The organism is Rosenbergiella sp. YN46 (genome assembly GCF_036620675.1).
Classification (GTDB): Bacteria; Pseudomonadota; Gammaproteobacteria; order Enterobacterales; family Enterobacteriaceae; genus Jejubacter.
Genome location: NZ_JAZHEE010000004.1, coordinates 248,799 through 264,155 on the forward strand (window position 1 = coordinate 248,799; position 15,357 = coordinate 264,155).

The 15,357-nt window shown below is 50.0% G+C and carries 11 protein-coding genes; 3 read left to right on the top strand and 8 right to left on the bottom strand.

The genetic code is table 11. The annotated features are described in order from the left end of the window. Positions 1-387: 387 nt before the first annotated feature. The 8 genes from V3W49_RS05995 to V3W49_RS06030 form a co-directional block, all read right to left on the bottom strand. A complete protein-coding gene (locus V3W49_RS05995; RefSeq protein ID WP_500144317.1) occupies positions 388-1,008 on the bottom strand; it encodes a LuxR C-terminal-related transcriptional regulator in 621 nt (206 codons plus the stop codon). After that, the gene (locus V3W49_RS06000; protein WP_500144318.1) at positions 1,005-3,101 is read right to left on the bottom strand and encodes a peptidase domain-containing ABC transporter; all 2,097 of its coding nucleotides are present in this window, start codon (positions 3,099-3,101) and stop codon (positions 1,005-1,007) included. The genes V3W49_RS05995 and V3W49_RS06000 overlap by 4 nt, the downstream gene beginning before the upstream one ends. Continuing rightward, positions 3,094-4,263 (bottom strand): HlyD family secretion protein, encoded by a 1,170-nt coding sequence (locus V3W49_RS06005; protein ID WP_500144320.1) that lies wholly within the window; start codon positions 4,261-4,263, stop codon positions 3,094-3,096. The genes V3W49_RS06000 and V3W49_RS06005 overlap by 8 nt, the downstream gene beginning before the upstream one ends. Positions 4,264-4,452: 189 nt before the next feature. Next, a complete protein-coding gene (locus tag V3W49_RS06010; RefSeq protein WP_500144321.1) occupies positions 4,453-4,782 on the bottom strand; it encodes a hypothetical protein in 330 nt (109 codons plus the stop codon). Positions 4,783-4,903: 121 nt separating this feature from the next. After that, positions 4,904-5,857, bottom strand: coding sequence for a fimbrial protein (locus tag V3W49_RS06015; RefSeq protein WP_500144322.1), 954 nt, complete (start codon positions 5,855-5,857; stop codon positions 4,904-4,906). 43 nt (positions 5,858-5,900) lie between these two features. Beyond that, positions 5,901-8,450 carry a fimbria/pilus outer membrane usher protein gene (locus tag V3W49_RS06020; RefSeq protein ID WP_500144366.1) on the bottom strand — a complete coding sequence of 850 codons (2,550 nt, stop codon included), beginning with the start codon at positions 8,448-8,450 and terminating at the stop codon, positions 5,901-5,903. 62 nt (positions 8,451-8,512) lie between these two features. Continuing rightward, positions 8,513-9,175: a fimbria/pilus periplasmic chaperone gene (locus V3W49_RS06025; RefSeq protein ID WP_500144324.1), complete on the bottom strand. Its 663-nt coding sequence runs from the start codon at positions 9,173-9,175 to the stop codon at positions 8,513-8,515. A 61-nt stretch (positions 9,176-9,236) separates the two neighbouring features. Then, a complete protein-coding gene (locus tag V3W49_RS06030) occupies positions 9,237-9,764 on the bottom strand; it encodes a fimbrial protein (protein WP_500144368.1) in 528 nt (175 codons plus the stop codon). A 1,066-nt stretch (positions 9,765-10,830) separates the two neighbouring features. Between V3W49_RS06030 and V3W49_RS06035 the strand changes: the two genes are divergently transcribed. The 3 genes from V3W49_RS06035 to V3W49_RS06045 all read left to right on the top strand — a co-directional run bounded on the left by V3W49_RS06035 (position 10,831) and on the right by V3W49_RS06045 (position 15,300). Next, a complete protein-coding gene (locus tag V3W49_RS06035; RefSeq protein ID WP_500144325.1) occupies positions 10,831-11,673 on the top strand; it encodes a winged helix-turn-helix domain-containing protein in 843 nt (280 codons plus the stop codon). A gap of 5 nt (positions 11,674-11,678) precedes the next feature. Next, entirely contained in the window at positions 11,679-12,152 is a 474-nt protein-coding gene (locus V3W49_RS06040; protein WP_500144327.1) for a YqeJ family protein, read from the top strand. Between the two features lie 232 nt (positions 12,153-12,384). After that, positions 12,385-15,300: an autotransporter outer membrane beta-barrel domain-containing protein gene (locus V3W49_RS06045; RefSeq protein ID WP_500144329.1), complete on the top strand. Its 2,916-nt coding sequence runs from the start codon at positions 12,385-12,387 to the stop codon at positions 15,298-15,300. The last annotated feature ends 57 nt before the right edge of the window (positions 15,301-15,357 follow it).

Consider the following 15,357-nt stretch of genomic DNA (forward strand, 5'->3'; position numbering starts at 1 on the left):
CGATAATTCGGCCCCCCGAGATGACAGGCGAAGCCCTGAAAGCCGCTGCTTTTAACAACGCGCCTGAAAGCAGCGGTACCGGCCTAAAGTTCCCCCTGAGTCCCTTAGCCCGACAGGAAGGCTAAGGGCGTCCGGCTGTCAGGAAAAGCGCGGAGAACCGCGTTAGCGGCGATTTTTACGCCGCAGCGCTCAGGTTCGTTCACCGACTGCTGCTGTTCGAAGAGGGATGGACGTCACCTGAACGTAAAATTCCACCCAACTACCATATTCTGCCATTGTCACAGGGAATACCGTCGTAAGACTGAAGGCCTGCCTGTTTATGTATGAATATATTGCTGGTGAGGGTGGAAAAGGCGCGGCGGAAAAGGGCTGCGCAGCGCCGTGATTTTAAGCATTCAGATGATTTCGCCACGCGATATTCAGTATACCGGCCAGGCTGGAAGCCTGCAGTTTTAATATAATATGATTCTTAATCACGCTAATGGTTTTGTCGCTTATTCCCAGCTCCCGGGCTATGGCTCGGCTATCCATGCCGCGCATAAAATTCTGCAGTACCTCGATCTCACGCGAGGTCAGCCGGCTCAGATACTGATTATCGGTCGGGTAGCGTTGATAGTGCTGCAGAACATCCGGAGACAGATAACCGCTGCCCCGCTTTACCAGGGAGATGGCGTGTATCGCTTCGGAAAGCGGGGCAGTAATGGATAAGTAGCCATGGAACCCCATTCGGATCGCCCGTGAAAACATGAAGTAGCTGGCACCGCAGATGGCGACCAGGCGAATACCAGGAATCTGGCGTCGAAATCTGTCCAGAATAGAAATCTCCTGTCGGGTAAGAGGAATACGATCAAGAATTAATATTTCTGGCGTTTCTCTGAACATCATATTGGGGAGCTCTGCCAGCTTTTTCAGGCTGTGGCAGTGTATATCGTCGTTATGACTGATAATCTCTCTGAGTCCCCGGCGTAGATAAGGATCTCTTGCGATCATGATACAGGACTTTCTCATAACGGGACGATCCTGTCGGCAGATGCAATCGTCGAAGGGCGATGCGCAATAATGATGCGGGTAATTTTGAGCTCGGAAATAGATTTATTAATAAAGGCTTCATTATCCAGATCCAGATGGCTGGTCGCTTCATCCATAAATAACACTGATGGGCGGCGATAGAGCGCTCTGGCAATCAGCAGACGCTGTTTCTGACCGCCGGAAAGACCGGTTCCCAGCTCGCCTACCAGGGTTTCATAGCCCATAGACATCTGCATGATTTCATTATGGATATTGGCGTAAAGGGCGCAGGCGGTCACCAGCTTCATATCGATATTGCTGTCGAATCCGGCAATATTGTCGGCGATAGAGCCAGAGAACAATTTATCTTCCTGTAATACGCAGGAGATAGCCTCCCGGTAATTATTCAGCCCCATATTGTTAATATTGATGCCTTCGACCAGAACTTCACCTTCATTAGGGGAAAGCAGGCCGCACATCACTTTCATCAGGGTGCTTTTTCCTTTTCCGGATGCACCGACTATGGCCACGCTTTCACCTGGTTTCACCGCCAGATTGAATTCGCTGAAGATGGGGGGCGTTAAGGGATCGTATTGAAAGGTCAGGTTTTTTAGTTCCAGTCTGACGGGAACGCCGGGAGCGAACGGGCGATGCGGCGTATTCTCTTTTTCCGGCTCGGTAAAGACAATATCGGAGATCCTTTCATTGTGGAGCGATAACATACGCAGTTTGATAATCAGGTCGACCAGACTTCCTGCCCGCTGAGAAAACTGCCCCCGGTAGGCGTTAAACGCCATAAACATCCCGAGCGTCATGGAGTTATCTATTACCATCAGAGCGCCTATCCAGAGAATCGCGACCTGATCGATAGTGTTGATAAAAATATTAATACCGGAAAAAAACATATCGAAGCGGGTCTGGCGCACGCCAGTATTGGCTGCATCGATATTCAGATTTAACCATCCGCCTGATCGGTTGGCGTTGAGTCCCAGCGCTTTTATGGTGCCTATGCCGTACAGCGTCTCCATAAAATGGGAGCCGGCCCGGGCGCTTTTTACGATCTGCTCTTCGGAAATGCGGCGGTAAACGTTATAGGTACTCAGTCGCAGCAGCGCATAACATGCCGTAAACCCCCCAACAACCCACGTCAGCCATCCGCCGTACAGCACCATCATCACTATCAGGCCCAGAGAAACGATGGCATCCATCAGTCCGCCGACGACATCCTGGGTGAAGGTACGGCGTATCACGTCCAGGGAAGAGAAACGAGACTGGATATCACCGACCTGACGTTTTTCGAAGAAGTCGAGCGGTAGCTTGATCATGTGGTCGAACAGGGAATTCTTCCACTGAACATCGATAAGCGTTGCGATCACCAGGCTTATCCACGAGCGAATCATGCCCATAAAGGTGCGAAAGAGCATAAACAGTAGCAGCCCGCAGCAAATAACCATCAGCAGGCTGCGATCGTGGGCCATGATGACGTGGTCTGTTACCAACTGCATACCGACCGGGAGCAGCAGATTAATGGCTTCTATCACCACGGAAAGGGCCGCAATTTTGACTAATGCGCCTTTCAGTCCTTCGACGTTGCGCATCAGATCCAGCAATCTGACGCGGGTCTTAAAGCTGCCTTTCTCAAAGTGGCTTTCCGGCCAGAACTCCACGGCTACGCCGGTAAAGTGTTCAGAAAGCTCTTTAACGCCAATCACGCGTTTGCCCAACGCTGGATCGTGGATAACCCAGCCAGAGCGACGACGTCCGACAAGGACAACGAAGTGGTTCATATCCCAGTGCAGAACGCAGGGGAGCTTAAGCTTATTCACTTCGTCCAGATCGAGAGACAGCGAGCGGCTTTTCAATCCGATAGCCGAAGCGGTACGAATTAATCCTTTAAGCGTCGTTCCCTGGGAAGAGACCGAAAAGTGATGACGCAGATTCAGCATATCCACGTCCAGACCGTGATAGCCGCAGATCATGGCCAGGCAGGCAAGCCCGCATTCGCTGGATTCAATCTGTAATATTTGTGGGACTTTTCGGGTCAGGCCAAAATTAATTTTTTTTCTGAGGTAATCCAGAATATCTTTATTCATTTGCAACCCGTCCCGTTACGCTATGCTTAACTTCATAAAACGGCATAAACATCCATTGATATAATTTTCGCGTATCCAGAAAAACGATAGTTCTGGCCTGTAAACCCCCCGATAAATGCATCTTCTGCCCTTTATCGCTGATGTCGGTGTTTTTCAGGTCGACCAGCACTTTGTAGTAATTGCCGCTGCTGCCCGCATTTTCTTTTGGCGCGCTGCCATAGCCCATCATTTCTTCCCGGGAGGCCGGAATATAGGCAATGGATTTAATCACGCCGGGAAACTGACCGAATTTTTCTGACGGAAAGGCGGAATAACGGATGTTGACGGTATCTTTTATTTTGACATAGGGCAGGCTGCTGTCTGGCAGCCACAGCACCATATAGTAGCGCGTTTTTTCCTGTGGCTGGATCTGCGCCAGGGAACTACCGCTATTGACCATCTGCCCGGGCGTGACGCTGAGTGATTCCACCCGCCCGGCCCCCTGGGAGAAGATGATAATGGTCGCGCCGGCATCAGATTCAATTAACTTACGCTGTAACTCGTTACGCTGATAGATATTCTGGGTAATATTATTGTCGAACTCAGCTGCCCGGGTCAGTATCTGGCTGCGTAACTGAGAAATCTGTAGCGTTTCCTGAATAGCCTGGCTGTTGAGTGATTGCAGGTTACTCTGTTGCTGATAAAACATAAAACGCTGATTGTTTAATTGATCGGTGGTAATCAACCCCCGCTTGCGATATCCCTCATAGCTGGTCATGCCTTCACGCATTTTTGCTACGCCATCTTTGACGCTGGCGATAAGGCGAGCGGTTTTTGTATGATTCTGCTCATAATGAGTTAGCTGATCCTGCAAGTTACTGAGGGTCTCCTTTTTATTGCTGTTTAGCTTTTCGATAATTTTATCGATGTTGGCAATCTGCTTTTTGAGTACAGCTAAAGTTTCTGCACTCACATTGCCTGAGGTGGTTTGCCTGGAGACGTTAATGCTATAAATGGGATCGCCGGCTTTTACGCTGTCTCCCTGTTTAACAAAGACCTTACTGATATATCCCTGCTGGGGGGCGTAGATGTTTATTGCGTGTGGAAAGGTAATGACCTCGCCATTAACCTCAATGCGCCGTGTGTAGTCGAAAAAAAACAGAAAATAAAGTAGCAGAGCCATAAAAAGAGCGCTCAGTAACGTAATTAACCACGGTGGAAGTCCGTTAGTGAGTAGCGCTCTTCCTTTCCACTCAGCCTTCTGGCGATTAATAACCTGTAAACGGAAGATTCCCTGATTGCTCATATCGTTGTCATATATCCTCAGTGTTTTTTTAAGCCGGGGTTTCCCCCGGCTAAAATGAGCGGACAATCAGGGTACGAGAGTCCCGTTGGCGAAGCCCTTAGCGACTTCGTCAACAACTTCCCAGGTGGTGTCCCAGCCCACGGCAGCAGCGGCGACTACGCCACCAGTCAGGCCAATCAGGCCACCTGCGACCATACCTACGCCCTGGCCGATAGCACCGAAGCCCAGAACGCCGCCGCCGTCACCGCCGTGTTTGCCGCCGATGATGGCGCCAGCAAAACCTGCGGCGACTCCGCCCACTACGGCACTTTTAATTGCTTCGCCGATGTCGGAAAAGAAACCATTGCCGTATGCGCCTGCAACTTCATCAATTTCAATAGTGGTTAATTCTCTCATTTTTATTACCTTCTAATGTCATTCATGGATATTAAATATTATCGCCTGACGTCTGATATATTCAGACAATAATATTTTGTTATTCATTCATAATGAATGAATTCGGTTAGCTATTCGCAAATTAATTTTGCGTAATAGTAAAAGTCATTGCCGTATTGGCGATTCCTGGCGTTATCTTTGATGCGGTTTGTACATAACCGGCACGTAATGGAATCGTAATACTGGTTTCAGCGCCGGTGTGATAAGTCTCTTCGGTATCAAACTGCAGCGCCGCGCCGCTGGCTCTGACGACTTTGACCGCCACGCCGCTGGCCGAGCCTTCGCTGCCGTCCAGCGGAATCACGCCAGGCTCGGGTGAAGCGGAACCGCCGCTGGCGCTAAAAGAGACTTTCACCGGCATATTGTCCCCCTGGCAGGTCAATTCGACGTTGAAGGCCACCATATCGCTGGTGCTGCCCGGGCCGTTAAACTCCGTACGCTGATGTCTGCCCAGCGGTACGGTGATGCTGGGCGATTTCGCGTAGCAACTCTTAATTCTGGCGCCCCCGGCGGTGACCTGGAGCGACAGGATATTCGTGGCGCTGCCGGACGGTCCCGGCAGGGTGAAACGGGCTACCACACCGGTAGGGAAGTTGCCCGGTTCAATGGTGCCGGTACGGTAAAACAGCAGCTGAATGTCGGAGCCGCTTAACCCCAGAGTCTGATTAGGGGAAAGGGCGGCATTGGTCACTGGTACAGAACGTTCGGGCAGCACAAAATCGGAAACTTTCACGCCAATTCCCGGTAATCCCGTTTCATACACCCCCGGTACCGTGGCGCTTGGCGTGGCCCAGCTTCCCAGAAGGGAGGAGCGATACGTTGTACTACCCGTACAGTTCAGGGTCAGCAGCCTTGCGACACTCAGCGTTTTTCCTCCGATAACGCCGCCGACGGGAATATTGGGATCCACGGCAAGATTAGGGAGCACAACCCGCACCGTTTCCGGAGAAGCCACAAAAGTACAGCCGGCAAACACCTTCGCGGAGGCAAATAAAAGAGGTGTTAGCAGTAAACTCAGCGTTCGGACGTTTAACATATTTTCCTTCCTGATTCCTTTATACGCTCTGGTCTGGCTGCCGTTACCGGCATTCCGCCGCCACTTTCTGAAGCCCCTGTGTCGCCTGGTCGCCGATGTGATAACTGGCGCGGCACTGGCTATCTGCTGTGTTGCCCCAGGAGACTTTCAGCGTTCCGTTTTCCTGTAATCCACTCAGATAAACTTCTCCGTCGTCGCCGACGATGCTGCTGTAAGAGGAGCCTTCACCTTCTGGCACCACTGTGGCTCCAAAGGGTACGGGTAAGCCATTGGGTCGCGTCAGCTTCACCATCAGACGCTGCCCAACGCGCCCGGAAAAGTCAGCCCTGACTACAGCGCCGCGTGTTGGTACGACGTTACGGGTGGTCTGTTCCAGTTCGACGTTGTCTGCCAGCGTCTCCGGATCGAGCGCGATTTCGTTACGACGATAGGCGCTCATATAGGGGACGACGGTGTAGCCGCGGAAATCGGTTTTCACTCCGGTCTGATTGATGACCCGGGTACCGCTTACGCCCGGCGCTTTTATCAGTGCTACGGTTTCTCCCAGCGGCTGGCTCAGAGTTATGCCGTCTTCGTGCAACATGACCGCGCCTTTAACGCCATAGCTGACGCGTTGGCTGTTTTTATCCCAGGCGTAGCCGGCATCCACTTCGCCATAGGTTGCCTGGTAATCGGCATTCAGGTTACCGCCGCTGCCTTCGCCGTGATTTGTCCAGGACTCCTGAACGCTCCAGTTCAGGTTGTTATCCGCAAGGGCCGTGCCATTCAGACCCACCGTCTGGGAGGTATCGCCATGGCGCTGGGTATTGATGCTGTAGCTGACCCAGGTGTTGCTCAACCAGCGTTCCAGCGGAATATTGATGTTGAAAGCCAGGATCTGATCCTTGTCATACACCCTGCCGCTGTGTTCGTCGAAACCGGTATCCTGCTTATATGAGTTACGGTTGTAGCTGTAGTTGAGGCTGTAGCTGATTCCATCCCAGCTGTTGTTGTAGCCAACAGAAATCGAACGCATCTGGCGGCTGTTGTTCCAGTAATCTTCACCAATCAGGCTGAGCGTTAACGCTCCCGCGCCCTGCCACAGATTCTGGCTGAGGGTCATTTCCGCACGGTTACGGCGCCGTTCCTGCCACAGTCCGTAGTCATCGTCGCTGCTGTACCAGGAATCCATGACTTCATTCAGGGTGTAAAAACCGCGAGTGGAGTAGCGATAGCCCGCAATGGCGAAGTTGGTTCCGGTATCAACGAAATTCTTGCTGTAGCGTACGCGCCATGATTGGCCTTCCTGGCGCCCTTCATCCTTTGGCTTTCCCCATGACTGCGTCATATCCAGGGAGAGGGCACCCAGCATTCCCAGGTTTTTTCCCAACCCGCCAACCACTGACTGATAGCGCGATGAGAGCTGGGTTCCGCCGTAGATCGTGAAGCCGTAGGGCAGCCCCCAAATCCCGGTTCCCTGGGTAAAGAAGGTATGCTCCGAATTATTGTTCTGGTAGGAGCGATAAGTCCCGCTGGTCAGGCTGTACTTCAGGCGACCTTCACGCTGCAGCACAGGAACGGAAGCGAAGGGCACTACAATGTGCTGTTCGGTGCCGTCGGCTTCCTTAATAGTGACGTAGAGATCGCCGCTGCCGCCAGTCGGATACATATCGGAGATAGTAAAGGCGCCTGGTGCCACGTAGCTCTGATATATGATGTAGCCGTTCTGGCGGATAATGACCTGTGCATTTGTGCGGGCAATGCCGCGCACGACCGGAGCATAGCCTTTCAGGCTATCGGGTAGCATTTCGTCATCTGAAGCCAACTGAACCCCACGAAACGAGACGCTATCATAGATATCTGAAGGCGAACTGCTTTCCCCAAGCGTGAGCTGGCTCTTCAGGGCTACAATGTCGCGCTGCAGGAAGGTATAAATCGTATCCCAGTGCGAATCACCACGGCTACTGCGGCTCCATGTCGTATAGTTACGCAGACGCCAGGGGCCGATATTTACCGACGGACGAATGTTTAAATACTGGCTGTCGCTGTCGTGCACGCCAGACTTTTTGGCATAATAGTTTGCGCCGCTGAAACTGTAATCCAGCCAGAACGCATTGATGCCTTCGTCCCATTTTTCCGGAGGAACATAGCCGCGAGCCTGATTGGTCATGGCCGCCTGCGGGATGCTCAGAATCAGTCGCTGCTCGCTGAAGATCAGCTGTGCATCGGCGTCCGGAATCGCGTTCAGATTCGCGCATTTCGCGCCGGTATCCAGCTCAGGGAATCCGTCTACCCGCACGCCGTAGCGAATCAGATCGTCCACGCTAAGACAGGGCCACAGGCGCTTTTTGCCGTTGGTATCCGCTTTTAGCATAAAGGCGATATCGCGCGTTTCCTGATCCTGACGGTTGACCAGTACATCGACATGGTAGACGCCAGGCTGTTGGGTATCCTCTTCGAACGCCGACAGGTCTACCCGGGGACGATCGCTTCCCTGGCGCTCCAGCAGCGCGGGGTTAAATTGCGCTTTGGCCTGGGCCTGCGTGGTCACGCCAGACGCAAAAAGGATGCCCAATAACATTGAGGAGATTTTTTTATATTCCGCCACAGCCATCATTTACTGATTCCCTTCCCGTTCTGGCTAATTCATAAACCCGACATCAGAAATACGCGTCATTACAGCTGTGCATGATGCGCGTTACCTGATGCGCCAAAGTCGCTGATTAGCTTCCAGGTCACACTTCCAGAGACTGCCCCATTAAGCGCGTAAGTTTTTGTCGCGAACGGGGCCACCCACTGCGGATCCTTAATGCGTTGTCCGCCAACATTGATTTCATAAAAATTCATGTAGTACGGTGTTGGGTTATTCACCTGTAGCTGACTGCCGGAACGCGTCCAGCGCAGTTGTTCTGCCACATCTTCCGGCCGTTTATCTTTCAGCGCCTGCGGGCGATAAATGAGCTTGATTCTCGTTTTTATCGCAACCTGCAATACGTTATCTTTATTGGCCGCTTTTGAGGGGATCGATTTAATATTAACCCAATACAAAGATTCCCGATCGGCGGCCAGATTTGAACCGTCATTAAGGATTCTCAGGATATTCTGTTGTTGACCATCTAATCTGAATAATGGTGGCGTAATAATAAATGGCGGTTTGCCGCTGCCGCTATTTTCAACCCACGACTGAATTAAATAAGGTGATGTGTCTGGATTATTGACGCTGAGCGAGGTTTCTTTTTTCCCGCCTTCAAAAATCACCCGGGTTCCGCCAATGATTACGCCGGCATAAGCTGTGGAGCAGCCAAGTAACAGCGCCAGACACAGAGCCATTTTCTTCATAGATGATATTCCGTTACGTTTAATAATTGGGCCGGAGGAACCGGCCCAATAGGGCAATAACTTAGTTGTAGTTCATAGTGAACGTAGCAACGGCGTTAGCCGGGCCAGCAGTGACCGTGTCAGACATAGCGATATAGCGAGCGTAGAACGGCAGATCGTTTTCTACACTAGCCTGCAACGGATAAGAACTGGACGGCGTAAACAGCGGCAGTACCGCCTGAGTACGGTCGGAAAGCTGGATACCCACGCCGGTAGCCACGCCAGTTTCTTCGGTCAGCGCCAGTACGGAGTCATCGCCGGAGTAGGCCGTGCCGTCAAATTTTACGGTAGCACTGGTGATAGTCTCCGGGCAGTCCTTCAGCTTCAGAGAGAATTTAGTGGCAGATGCGGTAGAGCCGGCGCCGGTAAAAGCACTTTTATTTACTTTACCCAGATCGACGGTCATCTTATTACCAGCACCGATATCAACGGTACAAGCCGCATCGACGATCTCACCCTCGAAGTTTACGGTACCATCATAAGCCTGCGCAGAAACACTGCCGGCCAGTAACATCATCCCTACCGCAGTAAGAGAAAGACCCGTTTTCATGTTCATAGAATTTCCTTTATATAAACATATTATTGGTGATGAAGCTGTTTAGCATTTAGCGAGATTGCAGTTTCATCATTACTTATTCCATATGCATAGTTCTCTCGGGAGACCTACACGCAGGAACAATCCTTGGAAGTACCACCTTATCTTTATTCTCACGATGTCAGTCTTTCTGAATAACCAGGGCTAAGGAACAAACTGTCTGGTTATAGTCAGCAGCGTAATATCAGTGAGCATTCAAGATGCCGCAATTATCCAACTGATTATCCAGGAAGAGAAAGTGAAGTGTTTTTTGTGGAGAAAAAACCAAGATAAATTAATGCATGGCATGTCTGCTATTAGCCTCGGGTATGTGAAATGTAACTCCTTTTTTTTCATAGGTTATTGTTGTTATTTGCTTACAAACTAACCTGTCGCTTTCAGACAGATCCGCAAGACGCTAGGTGGGAATGTATGGATCACCATCCGCGATTTCATCACTACAATAGTCTTGCATGATGTGATTTCATGAAAAATCAGTTAACCTGAAACTGATTTGTCTGTGACAGAGTAAGCTTCGTCCGTGCTCTTCGGGCACGTTATTGATGAATTATTCATAAATCCTGTTTTATGAAATTATGAATCTCTTTTAGGTTGTTATTTAATCAGTTTTTTATGTTGCTGAATGCTGTATGTGCGGAATAATCCTATAGTTAATTAATTTCCATTCTTATAGGCTGTTTGGTAATCTTGTTATGTTTCTTATGAATCATTGTGAAGTTCTGCATCTGCATGTTTTTAAAGTTAAAAAACGAAGTTAATGTCATTGCGATTGATCGATTCAGATTGTGCGTATTGAATCTGGATGATGTGAAAAATTCTGAATGTGCGTGATTTGAATGGTGGAATGATATGGATAATCAATATGTTATGGGAATTAAGAAAAATTCGCAGAAATATTGCTGTATGAAAAATAATCCTCTGCAAAATTAATTTACTTCAGCTAAATGTTATAATAACATTATCTTGCCATATGGAACTTCCCTGAAACATATATTCATGCTGACAATGGATGTGACACCGTATGCACAATCACTATATCATTAATGGCAAAGTTGAATTTCACCCCGCTGCCAGTACCCTGAAAACCCTTGATGGTCATGGCATGGAGGTTGAATTAAATTCACCCGCGGCACGTTGTCTTTTGCTGTTAATTCATAAACAAGGTGAAATCATTGGTCAACAGGACTTCATGGATGAAGTTTGGGGTAAGAATGGAATACATGTTACTTCAAATACTTATTATCAGAATATATCGATATTGCGTAAGGCTCTAAAGAAAGCTGGAATTGATGAAGAGATCATCGTCACCATTCCAAGAATGGGGTTAACCTTAGCAAGCGATACCCGAATTGAGCGTAAAGGCCCAGAGAGTAAGCCTCCAACTGAGCAGCCTCCCGAAACCGGGCAGGGTAAAGAGAATACTGATAACAACATTCACAACAGCATACAGGAGGTATCTTCAGAAAAAATAGAACCTGCGATTGTCGATGGTTCACCTCCACTCACTGAAGTCAGTACACGATTTTTTCAGTTAAAAGGTGGAATCTTTACCGGAATCTTATGCTTAGTGACTGCTGTTCTTATCTTTTGGTTCGTACAGCACCATACACAGGAAAATTACTATTCAAATTATCAAGTTATCTACCAGGGAAAGGGATGTAAGATTTATGCTTATCATCTTATGAATACCAAAAGCTTCAGGCGTGAAATCATTAACTGGGGAATGAAGTTCGCCGCGGATTGCACTGTCCACCCTTATATCTATATCGATAAATATGAAATGTTACCCCGTATCTCGATAATACGTTGTGATAAAGAGATCAATAAAAACAATGAGTGCATATCTGAATATTTTATAGAGTAACAAGAATGAAGCGAGTTCTGATAATAGCTTGTGTCGTGTTTTCAATTTTCGCCGCTATCCTGGTGATAGAGTTACATGTCAGTGAAGAAAGCGATGATGGTTTTTCCTGTATAGCGAGCTACATCCAGCACACTAAAGGGTTTCGCATAGAGATGATGGTCAGCTACACCTTCGGCGCCAAAAACGGCATCATTAACCTGACCGGCGTAGCGACTGACGAGACAGGGAAAATATGGTCATTAGATCGTCGGGTCATCTTTCAGTACTACCGGGAAGAGAACCTTTACTTCTTAACATCGATACGAACCACCCGCTTTCCGAACGATAACGCGGACACTGCGATGCTCAACAGATATATCCCGTCATTTTATCTGAAAGATTCTTATGAAATTGTATTAAAGATACTGCCTAACGGCGGGAGTAACTATCTGTTTTTTCTGGATCCTATCCCAATTTATAATTGTAAGCGTTCTCTCTGATGCCGCGTCAACCGGATACCTGCTGAACATTAGCTTATCGATGATGGAGAGCCCTGTATTATTTTACCCGCCTTGCGATGACGGCGTGGTGGATAAAAATAAACAAAACTTCACATGACCATAAAATCGCCAGATCGTATAAAAGGGCGATTAATTAGCTAAAAGCTCCGCGGTTTTCGGCCGCGCCTCCGCTTTCCCTGAACCAATTGCTATCGTCTCAAGGAATGAAATCATGAAGCTATGGCGTTTACATCCCATCCCTGTAAAAAAATCTCCGTTGATATACGTCTTCCCTTTTGTCGGAGTCAGTTTGTTGGCGCTTAACGCCAGTGCCGCCACCTCTGGCAGCCTGAACGATACGGATTTTTCTCAACCGGGATTTTCCATTAACCCTGGCGATGCCGTAGTAGCAACATTAAGAGATAAAGAAGGAACAGGTTATGGGGTTCTGAATGAAGAGCGTGGTGGCCATTTGTCACTTTCCCGGGATGTGACCGTAACCAGTAATGATGGGGCCCCCTGGTCTCGCGGTATCATGATAAATGGTGATGCCAGTTCCCTCAGCGCCGATCGTCTGGTTGTTAATAGCAGCGGTACTTTTGCCGAAGGTATTGCCGTTAATGGTGATGACGTGCAGGTTGAATTAGGCTCCAACAGCCGGATTAACGTAACCAGTCAGAAAGATCCTGTTCAGGCTGCGGGGATTTACCTGCGGGGCAATTCGCAGTTGACAGCGAATGGACTGGTTGTTGCGACAGACGGCAACAATACCGAAGGGCTGCATATTGATAATGAAGGCACACGGGCGAACCTGGGAGAAAACAGTAGCATCACGACTGCCGGGCGGAACAGCGCTGGCATTTATATCTTTGGCGCCAATGGCGATCCGCAAAACGGTCTGGCTTCTTTGACCGCCTCCCGTCTTAATATTCATACCTCCGGGGATAATGCTTACGGCATCAATATTCAGTCCAGTTCGGATGTGCAACTGGGTACTGGAAGCACTGTGACAACCAGCGGTACTAACGCTATCGGAATTTGGGCCGTGGGGGAAGGGGGACAACTGCGGGGGGATGCTTTGACGATAAATACCCGGGGCGCGGGTGCCAGCGCCCTGGAAGCCGGTTATGGCGCCCAGGTAGATATCGGCTCCGGGAGCCAGCTTTTTTCCTCTGGCGGAATGGGGATTGCAGCGGTGGGTTCGGGTACCGTTGTTAGCTATCGCGGCGATCAAAGTCGCCGGAATACGGTGAGCTCCCTGGCGGGGGCGGCGGTATCAGCGCAGTCCGGAGCCGAGCTTAATCTGGCGTATACCCAGGTCGGCGCATCGGGACAACATCAACCTGATAAACCGGGTTACGGGCTGTGGGCGATTACCGGCGGCCGGATAAACGGAGAGGCGCTGACGATTCAGGGAGCGTCAGGCAATCGTGGTATCTATGCGACTTCGGACGGTAACGTTACCCTGACGAATTCTCTGTCGGTAGCGATGGCGGACGCGGATGATATCGCTATGATGACGGATCGTGATGATAATTATGGGCCGGGAGCCGGGCACATCCATGCCAGCGGCGTGATCAACCTGCTGGGCGGCGTGAACGCAGCTGACGGTTCCATCGATATGGTGATGCAGCCAGGCTCTGTCTGGACCGGGGCCTCTACGGTGGCGAATGAAAACGGCGCGTTGTTAAATGTGACCATGAACGACAGCCGCTGGGATATAACTCATGATTCCAGGGTAAGTTCGCTCCAGATGGCAGATAGCCAGATTTCTTTTACTGCCGGGACTCCAGGAACCACGCTGACTGTCGGGCGGCTGAGCGGAAGCGGTCATTTTGCGCTGAAAACAGATATCGTGGGCGATGGCGGCGGGGTGAATAACCGTAGCGATAAAATTGTGGTGACGGAAGCCAGTGCAGGGAATCATCTACTGGATTTCACTAATCAGGGGAGTGCTGCCACGAACGGTAATGAAACTCTTACCGTTGTTAAAACACCGGATGGTAAGGCTACATTTACCGGTACCCATAATGTTGAACTGGGCGGCTATCTGTACGAATTGCATAAGCAGGGAACCGACTGGGTTCTTCGTGCCGCTGTGCCCGACACGCCCGAAATACCGCCAGACAACGGGGATGACGTAACGCCGCCAGATGATGGAGACGACATAACGCCGCCAGACACGCCGGAAAACAATAATAACGGGCAGCCGGATAAGCCGAGCGGGCCGATTACCACTGCGGCAGATGCCGGAGCCAATTTTCTGAATATCGGCTATCTGCTCAACTTTGCTGAAACCCAGACGTTGATGCAGCGTATGGGGGATCTGCGGCAGAGCCGCCGCGGCGGCAATATGTGGATTCGCGGTTACGCCGGGCGCTTTGACAGTTTTTCCGGTGGTAAGCTGAGCGAGTTTACGCTGGACTATAGCGGCACCCAGTTCGGGGCGGATAAACGATTTTTTGACGATATTCCGCTCTATACCGGGGTATTTATGAGCATGACTCATGCCAGCCCTGATTATCGTAGCGGCGATGGAACCGTTAAGGCTCACAGCGTGGGGGTTTATGGTTCCTGGATGGCGGCTAACGGCTTTTATAGTGACGCAGTGCTGAAATATACACACCTGAAAAATAGCTTTAACGTTCTGGATTCCGAAGGGCAGAGCGTTGAGGGACAGGGAAATTCAGGAGGTGTGAGCCTTTCTGTGGAAGCGGGGCGAAAATTTTCCTTAAGTCATGAGGCTGCCGGTAACGGATTCTATCTGGAGCCGCAGGGACAGCTGACGTGGAGCCACCAGAACGCTTCTCATCTTCACGCCAGTAATGGATTGCGAATTGGCCTGAGCAGCTATGAGTCATTACTCGGACGCGCCAGTATGCTGCTGGGCTATGAAGTCAGCCGTCGCGATATTGCGCTAAATGTTTATCTGAAGAGCGGTTATTTGCATGAGTTTAAAGGTGATGCCGGATATCAACTGAATGGCTCACCGGAACAGCATCGCTTTGGTGGCGGCTGGTGGAACAACGGTCTGGGTATCAGTGCGCAGTTTAAACAACGGCATACGCTCTATCTTGATGTGGACAGTTCAACGGGGCACCAGTTTAATCAGCGTACGGCGAATCTGGGCTATCGCTATAGTTTCTGATCTACCGTTGCCGGTTTTTCCTGTTCCGATAAGGAAAAACCGGCATAACGAGAATAA

Bases quoted from the DNA above. Each gene is read 5' to 3' on its own strand.
- V3W49_RS05995 (WP_500144317.1), bottom strand. From the start codon at position 1,008: ATGAGAAAGTCCTGTATCATGATCGCAAGAGATCCTTATCTACGCCGG.
- V3W49_RS06000 (WP_500144318.1), bottom strand. From the start codon at position 3,101: ATGAATAAAGATATTCTGGATTACCTCAGAAAAAAAATTAATTTTGGC.
- V3W49_RS06005 (WP_500144320.1), bottom strand. From the start codon at position 4,263: ATGGCTCTGCTACTTTATTTTCTGTTTTTTTTCGACTACACACGGCGC.
- V3W49_RS06010 (WP_500144321.1), bottom strand. From the start codon at position 4,782: ATGAGAGAATTAACCACTATTGAAATTGATGAAGTTGCAGGCGCATAC.
- V3W49_RS06015 (WP_500144322.1), bottom strand. From the start codon at position 5,857: ATGTTAAACGTCCGAACGCTGAGTTTACTGCTAACACCTCTTTTATTT.
- V3W49_RS06020 (WP_500144366.1), bottom strand. From the start codon at position 8,450: ATGGCTGTGGCGGAATATAAAAAAATCTCCTCAATGTTATTGGGCATC.
- V3W49_RS06025 (WP_500144324.1), bottom strand. From the start codon at position 9,175: ATGAAGAAAATGGCTCTGTGTCTGGCGCTGTTACTTGGCTGCTCCACA.
- V3W49_RS06030 (WP_500144368.1), bottom strand. From the start codon at position 9,764: ATGAAAACGGGTCTTTCTCTTACTGCGGTAGGGATGATGTTACTGGCC.
- V3W49_RS06035 (WP_500144325.1), top strand. From the start codon at position 10,831: ATGCACAATCACTATATCATTAATGGCAAAGTTGAATTTCACCCCGCT.
- V3W49_RS06040 (WP_500144327.1), top strand. From the start codon at position 11,679: ATGAAGCGAGTTCTGATAATAGCTTGTGTCGTGTTTTCAATTTTCGCC.
- V3W49_RS06045 (WP_500144329.1), top strand. From the start codon at position 12,385: ATGAAGCTATGGCGTTTACATCCCATCCCTGTAAAAAAATCTCCGTTG.